At 40.3% G+C, this 20,175-nt stretch carries 21 protein-coding genes and 1 riboswitch; of the genes, 12 read left to right on the top strand and 9 right to left on the bottom strand.

The features are described 5' to 3' along the window. Positions 1–38: 38 nt before the first annotated feature. Positions 39–153, bottom strand: a riboswitch (TPP riboswitch). Between the two features lie 107 nt (positions 154–260). Continuing rightward, positions 261–659, bottom strand: coding sequence for an META domain-containing protein (locus tag H5089_RS02535; RefSeq protein WP_010555269.1), 399 nt, complete (start codon positions 657–659; stop codon positions 261–263). 126 nt (positions 660–785) lie between these two features. Beyond that, positions 786–1,184: a thioesterase family protein gene (locus tag H5089_RS02530; protein WP_024592343.1), complete on the bottom strand. Its 399-nt coding sequence runs from the start codon at positions 1,182–1,184 to the stop codon at positions 786–788. An 84-nt stretch (positions 1,185–1,268) separates the two neighbouring features. On the opposite strand from H5089_RS02530, the gene H5089_RS02525 reads away from it, so the two are divergent. Then, positions 1,269–3,386, top strand: coding sequence for a TonB-dependent receptor (locus tag H5089_RS02525; protein WP_182711409.1), 2,118 nt, complete (start codon positions 1,269–1,271; stop codon positions 3,384–3,386). A 289-nt stretch (positions 3,387–3,675) separates the two neighbouring features. On the opposite strand, the gene epmA is transcribed toward H5089_RS02525, so the two are convergent. Continuing rightward, positions 3,676–4,650, bottom strand: a complete 975-nt coding sequence (gene epmA, locus H5089_RS02520; RefSeq protein ID WP_182711408.1) for an elongation factor P--(R)-beta-lysine ligase — start codon at positions 4,648–4,650, stop codon at positions 3,676–3,678. Between the two features lie 56 nt (positions 4,651–4,706). Beyond that, complete coding sequence (gene efp / locus H5089_RS02515; RefSeq protein WP_024596699.1) at positions 4,707–5,273, bottom strand: elongation factor P; 567 nt, start codon at positions 5,271–5,273, stop codon at positions 4,707–4,709. A 41-nt stretch (positions 5,274–5,314) separates the two neighbouring features. Between efp and epmB the strand changes: the two genes are divergently transcribed. Next, positions 5,315–6,328, top strand: a complete 1,014-nt coding sequence (gene epmB, locus H5089_RS02510) for an EF-P beta-lysylation protein EpmB (RefSeq protein ID WP_182711539.1) — start codon at positions 5,315–5,317, stop codon at positions 6,326–6,328. 8 nt (positions 6,329–6,336) lie between these two features. On the opposite strand, the gene H5089_RS02505 is transcribed toward epmB, so the two are convergent. Further along, positions 6,337–6,546 carry a hypothetical protein gene (locus tag H5089_RS02505; protein ID WP_002960797.1) on the bottom strand — a complete coding sequence of 70 codons (210 nt, stop codon included), beginning with the start codon at positions 6,544–6,546 and terminating at the stop codon, positions 6,337–6,339. Positions 6,547–6,617: 71 nt separating this feature from the next. Here H5089_RS02505 and H5089_RS02500 point away from each other — a divergent pair, with 71 nt between their 5' ends. Then, the gene (locus H5089_RS02500) at positions 6,618–6,908 is read left to right on the top strand and encodes a hypothetical protein (protein WP_002960798.1); all 291 of its coding nucleotides are present in this window, start codon (positions 6,618–6,620) and stop codon (positions 6,906–6,908) included. A 48-nt stretch (positions 6,909–6,956) separates the two neighbouring features. Here H5089_RS02500 and H5089_RS02495 read toward each other — a convergent pair whose 3' ends face one another. Further along, positions 6,957–7,448 carry a DUF3016 domain-containing protein gene (locus tag H5089_RS02495; RefSeq protein WP_024606381.1) on the bottom strand — a complete coding sequence of 164 codons (492 nt, stop codon included), beginning with the start codon at positions 7,446–7,448 and terminating at the stop codon, positions 6,957–6,959. Between the two features lie 276 nt (positions 7,449–7,724). On the opposite strand from H5089_RS02495, the gene galE reads away from it, so the two are divergent. After that, positions 7,725–8,741, top strand: a complete 1,017-nt coding sequence (galE, locus tag H5089_RS02490) for a UDP-glucose 4-epimerase GalE (protein WP_002960801.1) — start codon at positions 7,725–7,727, stop codon at positions 8,739–8,741. 183 nt (positions 8,742–8,924) lie between these two features. On the opposite strand, the gene H5089_RS02485 is transcribed toward galE, so the two are convergent. Both H5089_RS02485 and H5089_RS02480 read right to left on the bottom strand, forming a co-directional pair. Then, entirely contained in the window at positions 8,925–9,605 is a 681-nt protein-coding gene (locus H5089_RS02485) for a Fe2+-dependent dioxygenase (RefSeq protein ID WP_002960803.1), read from the bottom strand. An 89-nt stretch (positions 9,606–9,694) separates the two neighbouring features. Next, positions 9,695–11,875 carry a TonB-dependent siderophore receptor gene (locus tag H5089_RS02480; RefSeq protein WP_182711407.1) on the bottom strand — a complete coding sequence of 727 codons (2,181 nt, stop codon included), beginning with the start codon at positions 11,873–11,875 and terminating at the stop codon, positions 9,695–9,697. Between the two features lie 217 nt (positions 11,876–12,092). Here H5089_RS02480 and H5089_RS02475 point away from each other — a divergent pair, with 217 nt between their 5' ends. The 6 genes from H5089_RS02475 to H5089_RS02450 are packed head-to-tail and all read left to right on the top strand — an operon-like array spanning position 12,093 to position 17,078. Next, positions 12,093–12,866 carry a DUF3450 family protein gene (locus tag H5089_RS02475; RefSeq protein WP_154904276.1) on the top strand — a complete coding sequence of 258 codons (774 nt, stop codon included), beginning with the start codon at positions 12,093–12,095 and terminating at the stop codon, positions 12,864–12,866. Further along, positions 12,866–14,191 carry a MotA/TolQ/ExbB proton channel family protein gene (locus H5089_RS02470; RefSeq protein WP_182694744.1) on the top strand — a complete coding sequence of 442 codons (1,326 nt, stop codon included), beginning with the start codon at positions 12,866–12,868 and terminating at the stop codon, positions 14,189–14,191. Before H5089_RS02475 ends, H5089_RS02470 begins: the two co-directional genes overlap by 1 nt. Continuing rightward, positions 14,184–14,564 (top strand): MotA/TolQ/ExbB proton channel family protein, encoded by a 381-nt coding sequence (locus H5089_RS02465; protein ID WP_002960812.1) that lies wholly within the window; start codon positions 14,184–14,186, stop codon positions 14,562–14,564. The genes H5089_RS02470 and H5089_RS02465 overlap by 8 nt, the downstream gene beginning before the upstream one ends. A 4-nt stretch (positions 14,565–14,568) precedes the next feature. After that, positions 14,569–14,973, top strand: a complete 405-nt coding sequence (locus tag H5089_RS02460; protein ID WP_036981164.1) for a biopolymer transporter ExbD — start codon at positions 14,569–14,571, stop codon at positions 14,971–14,973. Between the two features lies 1 nt (position 14,974). Continuing rightward, positions 14,975–15,631: an energy transducer TonB gene (locus tag H5089_RS02455; protein WP_182711406.1), complete on the top strand. Its 657-nt coding sequence runs from the start codon at positions 14,975–14,977 to the stop codon at positions 15,629–15,631. 19 nt (positions 15,632–15,650) lie between these two features. Further along, complete coding sequence (locus tag H5089_RS02450; RefSeq protein WP_182711405.1) at positions 15,651–17,078, top strand: lipopolysaccharide assembly protein LapB; 1,428 nt, start codon at positions 15,651–15,653, stop codon at positions 17,076–17,078. A 178-nt stretch (positions 17,079–17,256) separates the two neighbouring features. Here H5089_RS02450 and zapE read toward each other — a convergent pair whose 3' ends face one another. Next, on the bottom strand, positions 17,257–18,366 hold the full coding sequence (gene zapE / locus H5089_RS02445; protein ID WP_182711404.1) for a cell division protein ZapE: 1,110 nt from the start codon (positions 18,364–18,366) through the stop codon (positions 17,257–17,259). A gap of 59 nt (positions 18,367–18,425) precedes the next feature. Between zapE and rsuA the strand changes: the two genes are divergently transcribed. Beyond that, complete coding sequence (rsuA, locus tag H5089_RS02440) at positions 18,426–19,124, top strand: 16S rRNA pseudouridine(516) synthase RsuA (protein WP_182711403.1); 699 nt, start codon at positions 18,426–18,428, stop codon at positions 19,122–19,124. A 387-nt stretch (positions 19,125–19,511) separates the two neighbouring features. Beyond that, positions 19,512–20,165 (top strand): bifunctional tRNA pseudouridine(32) synthase/23S rRNA pseudouridine(746) synthase RluA, encoded by a 654-nt coding sequence (gene rluA, locus H5089_RS02435; RefSeq protein WP_170071657.1) that lies wholly within the window; start codon positions 19,512–19,514, stop codon positions 20,163–20,165. Positions 20,166–20,175 lie beyond the last annotated feature (10 nt).

Genomic DNA, 20,175 nt, shown 5'->3' with positions numbered 1-20,175 from the left:
ACTTTATTGTGCGCATAAAAAAAGACGCACAAGCGTCCCATTTTAGGCAGCTTGTTCCCTACGCAGGTATTAACCTGATCAGGTTCACGGATCCCGCTTTCGCGATCTCAGCCAAAAACTAATTACTTAGCTTTGGCACTCCGACAAGTATTGATATATAAATTTTGTTCGTCGATTCGAAGATATTATTCAACAAATCTGCGCTGAGTGTACGTCAGTTAAAAACTGCCCGCAAGGGGCTGTTTTTCAAAAACTTAAAATTATTTAGGGATAAACACAAATGTTTGCTCGCCTTGCATGACTAATTGCTGGTCTTGCATTTTAAGCTCTGCACCTTGCTTTAAGGCTTGTAATAACTGCTGCTCAAACTCATCAAGGTCTTCGCCGCATGACTTGCGCGTCATTCCTAATTTACTTACGGTAAGGTTACTTTCTTCAAGCGAGCCTTCACCAAAAAATTTGTTACAGCCAGCAAAACCGTTTACTTGCAGTGCTTCAATAAAGCTCATTGATGCATTAAACGAAGGTGGAATTGCTAAACCATCAACACGTGATAATTGCCATTGGGTGTATTTAAGCTGCTCACTGGTAACCGTCCCTGTTGATGCGCAACCAACACATAAACCGACTATAAGCATCGGTATTGCTGCTAATTTCATGCTACTACTAACTAATTGTCTAATTAATGTAATTGTAACAATATTTATGCCCTTTATCCGTTAAAAATGCATGTTTTAAATGTAAATTTTTGTTCTATGATAGTTCAAAAGTTATGCGATTAAGTACTAAGTTGTAGTTTTAAATACGTTATCTATTTGCTCTGGTAAAAACGGTCTACCTTTTTCATTAACAGACGTTCCTATAACCAGTGCATTGAGCATTACTTTTTCATCCCTTTTACGTATGACCGTTTGCTTAAACGCAAATTTTAAACGACTAATACGCTGCGGCTCTACAGCCACATAAAATTCATCACCTGGTAATAGAGAATGCTTATAATCCATTTCGCTGCGCATCACGACTAGGTTAATTTTATCTTTTGCTAACTGAGCAAAATCAATACCGTGTGCGTACAAGAACTCATGTCGAGCATGCTCTAAATAATTAAAATAGACGCTGTTGTTTACAATACCTTGTAAGTCACATTCGTAATCACGTACCTTGAAGTCAACTTTAAAGGTCATATTAGTAATCCTGATTATTTAACGTATAATTGCCGCGTTTATAGCACATGTGTTTAAATAATTGCTACCATACGAGTCCCTAAAATGGAGTTAAGTAACCCAATGAACTTACGTTTGTCTTTAATTACTGCCGCACTTTTACCGCTGCTTGGTGCACCAATTGCAGCTAACGCTGATGATAGCGACCTAGAAAGAATTGTTGTAACCGGCGATTTTCAGCGCGAAAGCATTCAAACTTTAAGCGCGAGTGCGAGCTTATTCAGCGAAGATGAAATTAATCAACGTGGTGCAAGTTACTTAGACGAAATGTTAGGCAGTACCGCCAATGTAAATTTTGCATCTGGTGCGTCGCGCGGTCGTTATATTCAAATTCGTGGCGTGGGACTTCGTTCACAATTTGTAGACCCTATTAATCCATCTGTAGGCTTAGTTATTGATGGTATTAACTATTCTGGCCTTGGTGGCAGTTCATTATTATTTGATATAGACCAAGTAGAAATTTATCGTGGGCCACAAGGTACACGCTTTGGCGCAGACGGTATGGCCGGTATGATCCAAATGGGTTCAGCTAAAGCCACAAGCGATCCAAGCTTAAAATTACAAGTAGGTGCTGGCACATACAACACCCGCGAAGCAGGCATTGCAGCAAGCACTGGCTTAACAGATGACACTAGCGCACGTGTTAGCTACTTTCGCAGAAAGTCAGACGGTTACGTAGATAACTTGTACTTAAATGACGAAACACAAAATCAAGACGAACAAGTAGCCCGCTTTAAATTAAACAGCCAGCTTACAAAGCATTTAAATACTGAGTTAAACCTTCACTATATTGACATAAACAATGGTTACGATGCGTTTACGCTTGATAACAGCCGCAATAGTGTTGCCGATGAACCAGGGCAAGATAATCAACAAAGCTACGCAATAGGTGTTAATAATACTTACACGGGTTTTGACGCTTTTGATGTAAATTTAAACCTGTCGGCTATTGATACCGAGTTGCTTTATAGCTTTGACGAAGACTGGGTATGTAACGATACAAGTGAGCCAAAGTTATGTGCTGCTGGCTTACATCCAGATGGATACAGCTCCACCGATCTTTACAGTCGCGATCGCGATGACCAATCTGTAGATTTACAATTTAATTCTAAAACAGGTAACTGGGTTGCGGGTATTTATTACCAAAACCGTGATGTTGATTTAGAGCGCCAGTACACATGGTTAGCAAGCCCGTTCTCTTCAACTTACGAAACGAGTAACGTTGCAGTATATGGTCAAGTAGCGACACCAATTGGTCCTAAAACAACATTAATTACAGGTTTACGTGTAGAGCAATACCAAGGCGACTACACTGATAGCAATGGCTTTATACAAGATACTGACGATGTAACGGTTGGCGGTAAAATAGCGCTTGAATATCAAGTAATTGATCGCACTATGATCTACACCAGCATTACGCGTGGCTACAAAGCTGGCGGTATTAACTCAGAAGCGCTTGCTAAAGCCAAAGATGAAGGCTTAAACCTAAGCGCTGATTTTTTCCAACAGCACACCAGTTTTGACCCTGAATATTTATGGAGTGGCGAATTTGGTGTTAAAGGTTCATCGCTTGATGACAAATTTACACTTCGCTTAGCAGCATTTTACATGCACCGCGACGATATTCAGTTAAAAGCATGGCAAGTAGAAGGTCAGCAATTTACCGGTTATGTTGATAACGCAAGTTCTGGTAGCAACTACGGACTTGAAGTTGAAGGTAGTTACCAACTAACTGATAATCTATTTTTAACAGGTAGTGCTGGTTACTTAAACACTGAAATTGACGACTTTGTAACACAATCAGGCTTAAATCAAGACGGACGCGAACAAGCACAGTCACCTAAATACCAGTATGCGTTTACTGCACGTTACAACTTTACTAATGCATTTTACGGCATGGTTGGTATTGAAGGTAAGGACGATTACTACTTCTCAGATAGTCACAATTCACAAGCACCAAGCAGCAACTTAGTTAACTTAAGCTTTGGCTACGAAGCAGACATGTGGGCAGTTCGCGCATGGGCTCGTAACGTGTTTGACGAAACAGTCCCTACACGTGGTTTTGAATTTGGTAACGATCCACAAGATGGTTACGCAACGCATACCTATACACAATTAGGTGAGCCTCGCGTGGCAGGTGTTACGTTTACACTTAATCTGTAAAGCATAGCCGCTGGCTTTCAAATGAAAGCTACAGCAAGCAATAAAAAACACCGCGTTTAAATTAAACGCGGTGTTTTTATTTGTAGGTGAGGTTTTATACCTCGCTTTTTATAAAGTTAAATTACACGAGCGCGAAATAAATTCGCACCTACAAGTTTGCCGTAGGTTGTTGGGGTTGATGTTTATTGTAGGTGAGGTTTTATACCTCGCTTATTTATAAAGTTAATTTACATGAGCGCGAAATAAATTCGCACCTACAGGTTTTCCACCTACGCCTACAAGCCAAGCATCACGCTCTTTGCACATCAAACGCGATTACGTCTTTAATTTTTTCTTTATTTGTTGCGAGCATTACAAGCCTATCAATCCCCAAAGCCACCCCTGCGCACTGAGGTAATCCATGCTCCAGCGCTTTAATTAAACGCGTATCCATTGGCACTTGCTTTAAACCGTTTTCAGCGCGGTATGCGTTATCTTCATTAAAACGTTTAGCTTGCTCGCTGGCATTTGTGAGTTCGTTAAAGCCATTCGCCAATTCCATATTTTTATAATAAAGCTCAAAGCGCCCTGCTACACGTGTATCGTGTTCACAAATTTGTGCAAGTGCCGCTTGAGACGCTGGAAAGTGATACACAAAACATGGCTTATCTTGTCCTATTGTGGGCTCCACTTTCATACAAAATAATAATTGCAGTAAGGTATCTTTATGCGTTTCATTTTGGGCTATATCAGCAAATCCATGCTCACACGCTAGTTGCTTTAATTGCTCTATGTTCGCTGTTAGCGGATCGATCCCAAGTGCTTGTTCAAACGCTTGCTGATAAGTAAGCCTTGTTGCCGGCTCGACATCTAAAACAAGCCGCATTAGTTCATCCATTTCATCCATAAGTGCAAATTCATCAAAGCCTGGGCGATACCATTCAAGCATTGTAAATTCGGGATTGTGATGACTACCTGCTTCTTCATTTCTAAATGCTTTACAAAGCTGAAAAATAGCGCCTGAGCCTGCTGCTAACAAGCGTTTCATAGCAAACTCTGGGGATGTTTGTAAAAAAAGAGGAAGCCCACCAGCATGCCCTGGACCTACAAATGTGGTGTTAAAACTGGCCAAGTGCACATCGGTGACACTGGCAGCACTTAAGCTCGGCGTTTCTACTTCCATTACATTACGCGTATAAAAAAACTCACGAATGTTACGTAATATCGCTGCACGTTGTTTTAGTGTTTCAATGCTTGCGCTTGGGGCCCAAAGATCTGCTGACATATTTTCTCCAAAAAAAATCCCAGCTTAAGCTGGGATTTTATAAACAATGTTAAAGCTTACTTAACACGGCTTACGTATTCACCGTTACGAGTGTCTACTTTAATTACTTCGCCAATTTGTACAAATAATGGAACTCGTACTACAGCGCCTGTGCTAAGCGTTGCTGGTTTACCACCAGTGCCCGCTGTATCGCCCTTAAGGCCAGGATCCGTTTCAGTGATCTCAAGCTCAACAAAGTTAGGTGGTGTAACAGCAATAGGGCTGCCGTTCCATAATGTGATTGTACATAAATCATTTTCAACTAACCATTTAACTGCATCGCCTAGTGCTTTTTCGTCAGCAGCAATTTGCTCAAATGTTTCGTTGTTCATGAAGTGCCAAAATTCGCCGTCTGTGTATAGATACGCTAAATCTGTATCCATTACGTCAGCACCTTCAACTGATTCACCCGATTTAAAGGTTTTTTCAAGCACCTTACCAGAGATAAGTTTACGGATACGAACACGGTTGAACGCCTGGCCTTTACCAGGTTTTACCATTTCATTTTCTAAGATACTGCAAGGCTCGCCGTCCATCATAATTTTTAGGCCGCCCTTGAACTCGTTGGTGCTATAATTCGCCATCGTTTCCTCTATTTATATTTTTTCGAGTAATCTACATGCCAATGATACAAAGAAATGAAGCAAATTTGCATAAAAACTGGCAAAAAGAATTAGCAAATGTAGTTACCTGCCCAAAAACCTTGCTTGAAATGGTCGGTTTATCGAGCCAAGTCCATGAAAACGACCTAAAAGCCCGCAGTTTATTTCCGGTACGCGTGCCTATCCCTTTTATAAAAAAAATACGCAAAGGCGATCCAAACGATCCTCTTTTATTGCAAGTCATGCCACGCCATCAAGAATTTTTAACTAAGTCGGGTTTTAATAAAGATCCCCTACTTGAGCAAGATAACGAACAACCCGGCCTTTTACATAAGTATAAATCGCGTGTTTTAGTAATGTTTAAAACCGGCTGTGCAGTCAATTGTCGTTACTGCTTTAGAAGGCATTTTCCGTATCAAGAAAACCAACTTAATAAAAAAAGTCTGCTTGAAACACTAAGCTACATAAAATCTGATGCCAATATAAACGAAGTGATTTTAAGTGGCGGCGATCCACTTATGGCCAAAGACGATGCAATAAGTTGGTTTTTAGATGAGCTTGAGCAATTACCACAAATTAAACGAATGCGAATTCATAGTCGTTTACCAGTAGTTATACCGGCGCGAGTAACCGATGAGCTATGTGAGAGATTAGCAAAATCGCCATTAAAAATTATTTTTATTAATCACATAAACCACGCCAACGAAATAGACGCTGACTTTAAAGCAGCCATGCAAAAGCTTAAACAAGCAAACGTAACGCTTTTAAACCAAGCTGTAATTTTAAAAGATGTGAATGATACGCTCGATGCGCAAATAAATTTAAGCGAAGCGTTATTTGACGCAGACGTATTGCCGTATTATTTGTATTTGCTCGATAAAGTTGAAGGGGCCAGCCACTTTGATATTAACGAAGAAGACGCAATAAAAATAATGGCAGAGCTATTAAAAGCCCTGCCTGGATTTTTAGTGCCTAAATTAGTTAGAGAAATAGGTGGTCAAAAAAGTAAAACACCTATCGATCTTAAGCTAATTTAAAACAGCATTTAAACGTATATATTTACGTTGTTACCCAATGATGCTGTTACCGACTTAGCCGGTGTTTGTGCACTTGACGATTGTGCAGCACCTTCAATAAGTGCAAGTGCTGCTGCGCCATCTGCTAGTTGCTGCTTTTTAGATAAAGCAGCGCTATAAAGCTCACTGCCTTGGCCTGAGCCAGAAACAGCGGGTAAACTTGTGCCTGATATATTCATATAACAAACCTGACTTTTAAATGTAATCCAAGTATTATGTCGGCCATGCAGTACAAAGCTTTAGGAAAACCATGGATTCAATTATTGAACAACTCAATACTAATTTAAAAATTGTTTATCGTCAGGCGCTTGATGCCGACAAAAAACTCGATGAACTACAACAGCAAGGCCATGGCAAATTTAAAGCCTTATTTGCACAAGATGCTGGTTTTAGCTTTGAAGCTAAACGCTTTAAGCCGTATGTTCTTGACGTAGCCGCTGACGTTGAAAGCTTATCTAACGATGGTTTTGATGAAGAAAAACTTAAAACAACCGTTATTAAGTTACAACAAATACTCACGCTGTTAGCTACTTTTAAGTAAAGATTAAAAAGCAAAAATGCCGCTATTTAGCGGCATTTTTATTTTAAGTTAATCTAAACTTGGTAATATTTGCTCACCAAACCACTCTGTTAATAAGCGTTTTTCGTAATATAGTGATTCGTCGCGGCCCATTTTAATTTTATCCATAAAGCCCATATCTTTGAGCTCCACATCAGTATCTTTACTAAGCACTGTACCGTCGTTATCGGTTAACGAATAATTAAGCTTAATGCGTGGAAAGTATATTGGTTTTACTACACGAATTTCCTCCATACCACCATAACGCACATCTCCCGCTAAATCTAAATCAGTAAACTCTACGTTTAACTTATAATCTTTTGGTAGTTGCTCAGCTAATTTAGACATATGTTTTTCAAAACTTGCCGCAATACTTTTGTGATACGAGCCCTTAGCTTGGTTAGACGCTCGCACATCACGATAATCATTAAAGTCATTCCATTTAACAACAGACTCACCAGCATGGGCAAGCGCAGGTAATGCGATACACATTGTTGTTGCTATTTTTTTAACTAAATTCATATCTTTCTCCAAAGAGGTAACCAATCACAAAAGTGTGGATTGGAGTAAACCTAGCATTAGCTATTACTAAAGCTATTTTAGCACTTGTTTATTAACTATAACTTAATCTTACGAATCAAGTGTTACTTGTTTTGCACAAAATATAATCAAAAGTATTTAATGTGCTGATATCAAAAAAATACGATTAAAATCATATAAATTACAGATAAAACATGTAAATCACCTCTATTTATGGTGAAATTAACTTAATTGATAAAAGGTACCCACGGAGCTTTCATGACTATTTTAGTAACCGGTGGCGCAGGCTATATTGGCTCGCACACTGTTTTAGAACTTTTACAGCAAGGTAACGATGTTGTTGTTATTGATAATTTAAGTAACTCATCACAAGAATCACTTGCGCGCGTAAAAAATATAACAGGTAAAGAAGCCACTTTTTACCAAGGCGACATTCTCGATAAACCCTTTTTAGATTCTGTATTTGCAAAACATACGGTTGATAGTGTTATACATTTTGCGGGTTTAAAATCAGTAGGCGAGTCGGTTGCAAAGCCAGTTGAGTACTATCAAAACAACGTTCAAGGTACGCTTACGCTTGTTGATGCGATGCGCGATGCGGGTGTATTTAAATTAGTATTTAGCTCGTCAGCCACGGTTTACGGCGACCCAGCAAGCTTACCAATCAAAGAAGACTTTCCTGTAGGCGGTACTACCAACCCTTACGGCACATCTAAGTTAATGGTTGAAATGATGCTACAAGATATCGCTAAATCCGATGAGCGCTTTGCGTTTGCTATTTTGCGTTACTTTAACCCAGTGGGTGCACATGAGTCGGGCTTAATTGGTGAAGATCCTAATGGTATTCCAAACAACCTTTTACCGTTTATCGCACAAGTAGCGGTAGGTAAATTAAAGCAACTCGCTGTATTTGGTGATGACTATGACACAGTTGATGGCACCGGTGTGCGCGACTATATACATGTTGTAGATTTAGCGATTGGTCATTTAAAAGCGCTTGATAAAATTGCCAGCAGTACGGGTGCATTAGTTTATAACCTAGGTACTGGTAATGGTTACTCTGTACTACAAATGGTTAATGCATTTATTAAAGCAAGCGATCAGGCTGTACCCTATCAGGTTTCACCTCGCCGCCCTGGTGATATCGCAGCGTGTTATGCAGCGCCAGAAAAAGCACTTAATGAACTTGGCTGGGAAGCAGTGCGCGGTATTGATGAAATGATGCAAGATACATGGCGTTGGCAGTCAAATAACCCTAACGGTTATAAGGGCTAAGTAAAACAAGCTTTGCGCTTACAATAAGTGCGCGGCATCAAACCGCGCATACCGAGTATTTTAATCACCGAATTCAATTTTGTGGCTGCGTCGAAGGCGTAGAGCTTGCTCACGCGAAAAGCGCAGCTTTTAATTACTTCTATTTAATTACTTATATCCAATATTTAATAAAGAGCATCTTCATTATGTCTGTGCCCACTGTCTTAGTAAGTTATGGTACACACCTGTTAATTGAATAATCTCTGGGCTATCTTCTACTTTGCTGCGCAAACTTTGAATCGACATATCTAAATCAAATAACAAACCACGTTTTTCGTCGCTGTTTACCATGCTTTGCAGCCAAAAAAATGAGGCTAATCTGCGCCCACTCGTTACAGGCATTACACGATGTAAACTCGTTGAAGGGTATAACACCATACTGCCTGCGGGCAGCTTTACACTGTGTGAGCCATAAGTGTCTTCAATAACAAGTTCTCCGCCCTCATAGTCTTCAGGGTCATTAATAAATAACGTCATTGATACATCTGTACGAATTTTTACTGGCGTACCCGGCACTTGTCTAATTGCATTATCTACATGCACACCAAACGATTGCCCGCCTTGATAGCAATTAAATAACGGAGGAAAAATTTTTGCAGGAAGCGCTGCCGACATAAACAAATTACTACGCGCAAGTGCTGCCATAATAATATCGCCAAGCTCTTGGCATTCAGGACTATTTTCAGGTAGCTGTAAGTTATTTTTTGCTTTGGTTGATTGATGACCTGCGGTAATACTGCCATCGGCCCACTGCGCTTTAAGCAAAACCTCATGGCAATACGCCACTTCTTCTTTCGTTAATAGCTCTGGAATTTTAACTATCATGTGCGCCCTCTCACATTTTCATCAAATAATTAAGGGCAGGTAATAGGCCTGCCCTTATGCTTACTTTTATTTTTTAATTTGTTTTAAAATTAAAAAGAGTAGCTCGCTGTTAAACTAAACTTACGACCATCACCTGGTACAAAGTGTCCACCCCCTAACTGATCAACGTAATCTTTATCACCTAGGTTTTCACCATTAAGCTGCAGGCTCAAATCTTTTGATATGTCATACGCAACCATCAGGTCAAAAATAGTATAACCTGGCGCACGAGAGCGTGTTGACGTAGTGCCGTTGTAACGCTCACCTATATACTGCGCACCTAAACCAAACGATAACTTATCCGACATATCGTACGTAGTCCAAACACTTGCGCTATTTTTAGGCGTACGTGCAAGCTCGTTACCGATTTGAGTTGCGTCGTCGCCTAATGCTTCTGTTACTTCGCTATCTTGGTAAGTGTATGAAGCAATTACAGTCCACTCTTTAGTAATTAGGCCCGTTGCTGAAAGCTCTAAACCTTGAACGCGCTGTTCACCACCGAGTATTTCGTCACTTGAGCTATCTGCAAATGGGTCATCAGTACGGGCATTGGTTTTTTCAGTACGGAAAAGTGCAGCATTAGTTTGCAGGCGGCCATCCATTAGGCTCCATTTAGTTCCTAATTCATAACTACGGCTTTCTTCTGCGTCTAAATCAGCTGCATTTGAACGCGTAGATACCGTTAGGCTTTCCGCCGATGGATTAAATGAATTACCTGCGCCTAAATACACACTGCCATTTTCTGTAGGTTTATAAACTACAGCTGCATTCCAGCTAAATAAATCGTCACTTGTAGAAATTAAAGCGCTTGGATCATTGTAATCGTTGTGATAATCCGTAGTGAAGCTATCAAAGCGAATTCCACCTGTAACTTCCCATTGCTTGTTAAGCGTCACTGTATCAAATGCATAAATAGCTTGGTTTTTAGCTTTAGCTTCAATGCTTGTACCGTCACGGCCGTACACACCCGTAAATGCAATTGTTGCGTCAGGGTTGTATAAGTCATTGCGTATTCCATCTTCAATCAGGTTATCAGGCGTAGTTGCAACAAAGTTATGGCGTGTAAACGTTTCATTTGCAAGTTCAACACCCACTACTACGTCGTGAGTAAAGCCAGCAAATTCATAGTTACCAATTAAATCAACTTGAAGTGCAGCAAGTGAATTTTCAGTATCACGTGTTTTTTCATCTGCAAAGGTAATGTCAGTGTCTGTTGTAACCGAGAAATAACGCGGTGCAGTTGTTACTGATTCACGCTTAACTTTACCTAAACGACCTTGCACACGTAACGTAGTATTTTGAGAAAAATCATACTCATAACGAGCTGTTGTTGAGTAGGCTTCAATATCTTCGTAATCACGGTAAATATTACCGTAAAAGTTATCAAAGTCGACAGGAGAAGGTGAGCGTGCACTATCTGCAAGTTCAGCTACTGGCGTATCACTGTAAACCCAAGGAATACCATAATCTGGTAAATTGTCTTGGCGTTGATACTCTAGGTTTAAATCAAAACGGCTGTTTGTACCAAGCCCTGTTGCAAATGCAAACGCAACAGCATTTGTTTCGTTTTCAACATGATCGCGACCTGCAACATCACCTTTATCAGTAAGAAGATTAATACGTAGTGCGCTTGTGTCGTTTACTTGAATGTTAGTATCAAAACGACCACGGTAATCGTTTTCTGTACCTAAACGTAGCGAAACGTCGTTAAAGTTGTCTAACTTCGCCTTTTTACTTTCTAAATTAACACTACCACCTGTTGCGCCACGACCAGAAACTGCAGAGCCTGGGCCTTTTGCAACTTCAACGGCTTCAATGTTGTAAATATCACGTGTGTAACCTGCAACATCGCGAATACCATCAACAAAAATATCATTTGTTGCACTAAAACCACGAATCGACATGCTATCGCCAGTAGGTGAGCCACCCTCACCTGCTGCTAAAGAAATACCTGAAACATTACGCAAAGCATCACGTAGGCTATCTACGTTTCTGTCTTTCATTACCGCTTGGTTGATTACTGTTACCGTTTTAGCTGTATCGAGTAGCGGTTGAGTGTATTTATGCGACGTTGATTTTTCTACAACATAACTAGACTCAGTTTTAGTTTCTGCTTTGGTTACCGATAGTTCTTGAACATCCTGTGCACTTGCCCAAGTTGAAAGCGTAGCTGTAACAACCGCTGCAATTGGCTTCACGTACGCATTTCCTTTATTCGATGGCTTACTCATGGTTACTCCGTAGTTTTTATTAAGCACTTAACTATTGTTAATTTAAGGTACATATTTAATTTCGGCGAAATCCTACCACTCAAACAACGCAATGTAAACGATAACTGTTATCAATTGCATTGTTATGTGAATTCCTATATTGTATACACACTCAAAAATTAACAGTAATTACGTCCTTGTAATTGCTTGTCGTAACTTTCAGGATTGTTGTTAAGTAATGCGAAGCTTAATTAAACCAATTAGCGTAGTTATCGCGCTTTGTAGCACTATGGCAGTAAAAGCCGACACTGTTAGTGAGCTAGAACAACTCGTTAATAAATGGCTACAAATAGAAAATCAAAACACAGAATTAAATACTCATTGGCTTGAACAAAAAAGCAGTATGGAGCAAACCTTAACGCTTCTTAATGCCGAGCAGCAGCAACTTAGCGAGCTTAATCAGCGTAGAAAAAAAAGCACCAGTGAGCTTGCCCAAAAACGCGAACAGCTTGTAACTCAGCAATCAGAACTTGAAAATGATCAACAGCAATTAAATGATCAACTAGCACATATTTCTGGGCAATTACTTTCATTACAAGTGCAACTCCCCCCGCCCCTTTTGAGTAGTTGGAAAAACGCCGGTGATTTAAGCGATTCAAAACTCAGTACAACTGACAAATTACAAACAGCACTAAAAATGCTGACTCTACTTAATGATTTTCAACAACGTATTTCTATTCACGAAATGGCTATTAAGCATCCTGACGGGCAAGAAGTATGGGTTAAGCAGCTTTATTTAGGTGCAGCTCAAGCATGGTTTGTAAGCGAAGACTTAAGTTATGTAGGTATTGGTTTTCCAAGTGACTTAGGTTGGCAGTGGGAATTTGATTCAAGCATTAATGCAGAACAAGTTGCACTGGGTATTGCTGTACAGCAAAAAAAGCGCGCTGCTGATTGGGTAACACTCCCTATATTAAGTTATGTAAATAAAAACCAGCAAGGGGCTAAATAATGGCGACTAACAGCATAATTAAAGTATTTAGCGCCACAGTTTTACTTTTTAGTGCAAACATATCTTTTGCAGCTAGCAGTGATGATGCTAAGCAAAGTATTTTAAGTGATATTAAAACAGCGCAGCGTACTCTAAGTAAAACTCAAAATAGCATTTCAAAAGAGCAAGCGACCCTTGCAAAGCAAATTTTTACCAAGCAGCAATCGCTCAGTAAATTACGCGAACAAGCAGCCGTTAATCGCCGCCTAGCTGACGAAAACACATTAAGTCTTGATCAGTTACAAACCCGATTAGACACTTGGCAACAGCAGCAGCAATATCAATTAAACTTACTTAGCCGTTTTGTACGCCAAAACACCAGCAATAGTGCTAGCAGTAACGAGTCGGCTAATAGCCAAAACGAGTTATTAAGCCGTGTTGTATCGCTAATTAATAATCAAGAGCAAGCACTTTATCCACAGTTAAAAAAACAATCGGTTGTGCTAAGTAATGGCGAATTAAGCCAAGCTAATACCCTTCAAGTCGGGCCTGTTGCATGGTTTAGTACGCAAACACCTAAACTTATGGGTTTATTAAATTTAGATGATGAATCTAATGCATTAAAAGTAGCGTTAGTACAATCAACAAGTGACGACAACCCACTCGATAATACTTTAAAGCAAAACGGTGTAGGCTCTACATTACTTACTTTTGACCCTAGTTTAACGCACTTAGTAACTAGCCAAGCCCAACAAGAAAGTCCGCTTGAACACCTAGAAAAAGGCGGTTTATGGGCTATCCCTATTATTTTATTTGCCTGCTTTGCACTAACCATTGCGCTATTAAAAGCCGCACAACTACTGCGTTTAAGTAAAATTAAAATGCACTCTCAAATGCAATTACAGCAATTTTTTAAAGCTGAAAATAGCAGTGAATTTGCAGGCATGCAGCAGCAGCTATTTAACTTAACGCTGCAAAGCGAAAAAGGCCAAGTACGAGACGATCAATTATTTAATCAGTTAATTCACGATAAGCATAAACTCGATAACTTTATTGGCGCTATTGCCGTTACTGCAGCAGTAGCCCCACTACTTGGGTTATTAGGCACTGTTAGCGGCATGATCGAAACATTTAAAATGATGACTTTATTTGGCTCAGGCGACCCAGAAGTTGTATCGGGCGGTATTGCACAAGCACTTATTACTACCGAGTTAGGTTTAGTCGTTGCCATACCTGCATTGGTATTAAATGCACTGTTATCGCGTAAAGCAAAAGCGTACTACAGCCAACTAGAAGGCTTTGCATTACAGCTAAGCCAACTAGAAAAAGGAGAAAACAATGTTTGAAAAAATCGTTAGTAACCCTATATGCTGGTGTATTCTTTTACTCGCTTTATTTGTATACCAGCTGATTTTTCATGACTTACTGCACCTTAAACAATACCAAGCGCAGCGCAAAGGTTATTGGCAAGAAGTTAGCTCTATTTTAACTGCAGCGCTTCCGCTACTTGGTTTATTAGGCACCATTGTTGGTTTGCTTGATACATTTAAAGTAATGGCGCTGGGCCATAACGAGTTAATGAGTGACGCCATTGGTGACGCATTACTAACAACTCAATTGGGTCTTGTGTGCGCTATTCCTGCGTGGTTAATGCAAGCGTATTTAGCGTATTCACAGCGTAATCCTAAATTACATACGTTAAGTAAGCAGTTAGGGTAACACTATGCAATCACGTTTAAAGCACAAGCTAGAGCAAGAAGCGGGGCAACATATCGATATGTCGCCGCTACTTGATGTGGTATTTATATTGCTAATATTTTTTATTGTTACAACCGTATTTGTACGCGAAAGCGGCGTTGAGGTTGATAAACCACAAGCCGTATCGGCTAGTCGTCTTGAGCAGCAAGTTATATTTTTAGCAATAACCGACAACCAACAAGTATTTTTTGATGGCAGCCAAATTGGTGTTGCTGGTGTACGTAGTAGTGTCGAGCAAATGTTAAAACAGCAACAACGCCCTGTGGTTATTCAAGCTGATAAAACAGTACCTACTGAATTACTTGTTCAAGTAATTGACGAAGCAAAGCTGGCAGGCGCAGCGCAAGTTAACTTGGCTACGAAACAATAATATGCACACGATTAGCCCGCTTCAAAAAACAAAAAACAATCGCCATCCGCTGTTTGCATTTGGCCTTAGCCTCATTGTGCTTAGTGCTGCATTACTGCTTTTATGGCTTGGGCAACTTGCTGAACATCATATACAAGACAAAGTGGTTGTACGTGAGATTGCCATGGTGGCACTGCCACCTCCGCCACCTCCATCAATATCACAACAGCAAACAAGTGAGCCAATGCAAAGCTTAGCGGTAGAAGGTGCAGGCGCGTCAATTCAAGCCGTAAAAATTAAGATAAAGAGTGATTTAAGTATTGTAAAACCCGATACACCCAACGTAAAAGTAAGCGCGCCACAATGGCAATCAATGAGTGTAAATTGGGATGCATTTAGCTTAAATCAACTCGATGGTCTCCCCACTTTACTTACTCCCGTCAAGGCCGTTTTACCAAAAAGCTTAACCCGCCGAGGTGTTGATGTATTTACTGTAAAACTCGATGTATTTATTGATGAAAGTGGCAAGTTAAGTTTAATTGAGGTAGTACAAAACCCATACCCTGAACTTAAACCAGCTATCGACAAAATTATTAAACAAAGCCGCTTTAGTGCACCTAAAAAAGAAGGTGAAACCGTACGCGCTCGCTTTATTTGGCCAATCGAATTTAAACCTTAAGCCTATTAAAATGAAAAATATGAATATATTTAAAACGCTAAAACCATTAACTCGCGCAGTTATCACTACTTTAATGTGCTCACTCCCTTTATTAGGTGTAAGTAGCGTGCATGCAAGCGCTGCTAGTACGCCATTAAAAAGTGCGCCACTAAAAGTAACTCTATCGCCTAGCGATCCAACATGGCAGTTGGCTATAAATAACAAATTACTAGGCCCTACAGAGGTTCTTATTGAGCCGACCGAGCGCGGTTTTGCTCGCCAAGTGCAACCACTCTTACAAGCAGGTAATTACAGTGAAGTTGCGGCGCTATTTAAAGGCCGTGATATAAGCGAAGATAGCACTGCTTTAAACTTATTACGTGCACAAGTACTGCTTTCAACAAAAGACTTTAATAACGCTGAACTAGCTTACTTAGCGTGTTTAAAAGCCTCACCTGATTTAGTAAAAGCACACCAAGGTTTGAGCCTTTTATACATGCAACAAGCAAAGTATGACAAAGCACAAACACACCTAGTTCACAGTATTGAACTTGGCCAAGCTGACGCACAAAGTTATGCGCAACTTGCTTATATACACGTGCAGCACAGCCAACCTTGGAGTGCAGTAGCGGCCTACCGCCAAGCGCTAATGCTAGCGCCAGAAACAAGCCAATATCAACAAGGTCTATTGTTTGCGTTAATTGAATCGGGTGATTTAAGTCAGGCAAGTGCATTACTAAAAGAATTACTTAATAAAAGCCCTGATAAAGCTGAACTTTGGCTGCAACGTGCACAAATAGCATTACAGCTTGATCACAAAAAGCAGGCGCTTGCTGCTATTGAAGTGGCCCTAAAACTCAACACTAAAGATGCCAGTAACCAGCTTTTAGCAGCCCAGCTGCATTTAACTGAAGGCAGCACTGAACGCGCAGTGAGTTTATTAAAGCAAGGTTTAAAACACGCCACTAAACAGCAGCAAGTTGAGGTTATTAATACCACGATGCAAACGCTAGCTTGGCTTGTATCGGAGCAAAAATGGGATTTAGCTAAAGAGCTAATAGGCAGCGCAAAAAGATTAACTAAGCAGCTACCCCGTGATGAACAAGCGCAGTTTTCTGTATACAGTGCACAACTTGCTATGCAGCAAGGTAATACTACGCGCGCTCTTAAAAGCTTAAATAACGCACTTAAAATAAACCCGAATTTAGGTGATGCCCTACTTAGTTTAGCGAGTATTTATCGCAGTAAAAATCAGCTTACCCAAGCTAAACTTATGTATGTTCGTGCACAAGCCCTACCTGATTATCAACTATCGGCATGGCTTGGATTATCGCAAATAGCGATTGATTCTAAAGAATACCCGAGTGCGCTAAAGCATCTTAGAAAAGCATTACAAGCAAACCCGGAGCGCCAAGACTTAATTACTAATATTCGCGCCCTTGAGAATATAGTGCGCCAAGAAGGATAAGTTTATAAATTTTACGCGAGCAAGCCAGGCGTCTCCAGATTAAGTTTAACTCCTTAGTTAAACTGACTTGTAGCCGCGCAGCTTGCTGGCGTGTAAAAACGCAGTTTTTAAAATGGCTTAATAATTAGAAGCTACGCTTTTCACTTGAGCAAGCTCGTCTACAATATATATTAAAGCGTTACCAATTTTGCATTTCGACTATGCGCGATTGCGTGCGCGCATATTCAAAGCTCAATTTTTTACCTTTATACAAATGTTCAATGTCGGTTTGAGCATTTATCACCAGTAACTTATGGCAATCGTAAAACTCATCTACTAATGCAATAAAGCGCCGTGCTTCGTCGTCAAAGGTGTGCTCATCAAGCGTTTGTTTTTCGCGTTGGTAACTATCTTCAATACCGTGAACAATCACTTTACCCGTTGCTTTAACACCCATTTGCGGCACGTTCGATACATATAACACATCAAATTGCGTTGCTAAAAACATATAGTCGTTAGCACTGCGCGGGCCTGAGCATAGCGCCATAAAATCAATCATCAAGGCGTTATCGGCTTTTAATAAATAAGGTAAATTGCGGCCATGTACACTAATTGTATTTCTATATGTTACCTCTGCATGAGAAACTAAAAACTCATTTTCAAAATCGTGATTTGATAAATTAATAAAATAGTGACGACTATTTTTACCGTATCTAAAGCGGTGATCGTCCTCGCCTGCCACGTTAATTATATGGCAGTGACTATTAATTAAATCGATAGTAGGTAAAAATCGCGCTCGTTGCAGGCCGTTGTAATAAAGCTGCTCTGGTTTTGCGTTCGATGTGGCCACCAGCACAACACCTTGTTCAAACAACGCATTGAACAATCTCGCCATAACCATAGCATCGCCAATGTCGCTCACAAAAAACTCGTCAAAACACAGTACACGAATGCTTTTAGCCCACTGCTTTGCAATCAGAGTTAATGGATTTTTTTGACCTTGTAGCTGCGAAAGTTGGGTATGCACTTGTGCTATAAAATGATGAAAATGCAGTCGCTGCTTTTGATCAGTAGATAGGTTTTTATAAAATAAATCCATCAACATGGATTTACCTCGCCCTACGGGTCCATATAAATAAACACCTTTTATTAAGGGCGCTTTTTGCCACCATGATGTGTGTGCTTGAAGTTGCTCGCTTAGCGTATTTAAAGCTTCCACTGCATTTTGCTGCGCAGCATCAAAACACAGTTCACCTGTGTCTATTTTTGCTTGGTAAAGGCTTAAAATTTGTGTGCTGTGCACTGTCATGGTATTTCACTATCGGCTATAATCGCGCCCATTGTAGCCGACTAAAAATGTGAACCAAAATGAAATTCCCTTGCCGCTTAGATAAATTTATTAGCCACTTAGTTGAAATACCGCGCACGCAAGCCCGCGCTAGTATAAAGCGAAAAGAAGTAAGCGTTAATGGCGAAGTAATCACATCACATAATTTTCAGCTAGCCCAGCAAGATGAAGTACTGCACCAAGGTACGCCTTTGGTATTTTTAGGTAAGCGCTATTACATGCTAAATAAACCTGTTGGCTATGTATGTGCTAACAGTGACGAGCTACATAAAACTGTTTTTGACTTACTTGATGAGCCAAATATGAGCGACTTTCACGTGGCAGGTCGCCTTGATATAGATACTACAGGGTTAGTTATTATTACTAATGATGGCGATTGGTCACATAAAATCACGTCACCTAAAAGCAATAAATTTAAAACCTACCTAGTCGAAACGCAAGAGCCTATTACCGATGAAGCACTTGAGCAATTACGTACAGGTGTCATGCTGCATAACGAAAAAGATTTAACCCGCCCCGCTATAGCTGAGAGACTTGCTGATTACGGACTGCGTTTATCAATAAGTGAAGGTAAGTATCATCAAGTTAAGCGTATGCTTTACGCGGTAGACAACAAAGTAGTTGAGCTACATCGCGAGCAAATTGCGGGAATTACCCTAGATGAAAACTTGGCTAGCGGTGATTATCGATTATTAACACCCGAAGAAATTAAGCTATAAAAGCGCTTTAAAGGAGCCTAAGGCTTGGATACACTAGAGCGTGTTGAACTTTGTGGATTGAAATTTGTTCAATCTAGGGGCGATTTAATCGCGGCGCGAGGTTTGTAACCTAGTGGGCTAAGTAAAAATCGAGCAACAAAGAGTTAATCGTCCCTAGAAAGAACCCAAAGGGCAGAGCATGTTTGGCATTTATGCTGCGTTATCGCCTAATTATGGGGAATAACCACACTACATAGGCTCTGCCTTGCCTAAAAACCAAACATACTACTGCAAATTCAACCACCAACGTTCAACACGCCCTAACTAAAACAATATAGCAAAACTTTTACTTGAGCCTTTCAACTTGCTCCACTAAAATAGCGCCCTTCAAAATCACTAAGGTCGGCCGTGTTAGTTAACTACAATCCCCCTATGAGTCCGTATTTAACAATACTTTTTCAGGATGACGACTTACTTATCGTTAATAAGCCAAGTGAGTTATTAACTGTACCAGGTAAAGATCCTAAACATGCCGACAGCTTAATTAATCGCGTTAATCGTGTTTTTCCAACAGCGAGAATAGTACACCGCTTAGATATGGCGACTTCTGGCATACTGTGCCTTGCCATGAATAAAGCCGCGCACAGACATTTAAGTATGCAGTTTCAAGAGCGCGAAACAGCTAAACGTTACATAGCACGTGTATACGGACAACTTGAAGCTGAAACAGGATCAGTAGATTTACCCCTTATTTGTGATTGGCCTAATCGCCCTAAGCAAATGGTTGATCACGACAGAGGTAAACCTTCGCTTACGCATTTTAAAATACTTGAGCGTGAAGAAAATGCAACCCGTGTAGAGCTAACCCCTATCACTGGTCGCTCGCATCAACTACGTGTGCATATGTTAAGTCTGGGTCATCCTATTTTAGGTGATAGACTTTACGCCCATAAAGAGGCACTTGCTGCCGCTCCTCGCTTACAATTACATGCACAAATGCTTCAGTTGAAGCACCCAACCACTGAGCAAGTACTTACTTTTGAAGCCGAGCCTGAATTTTAACTGGCTCAAA

The sequence above is a fragment of the Pseudoalteromonas sp. SR45-1 genome (assembly GCF_014163655.1).
Classification (GTDB): Bacteria; Pseudomonadota; Gammaproteobacteria; order Enterobacterales; family Alteromonadaceae; genus Pseudoalteromonas; species Pseudoalteromonas distincta.
Note: the sequence above shows the minus strand (reverse complement) of the source record. Positions and strands in the feature narration are given on the sequence as shown.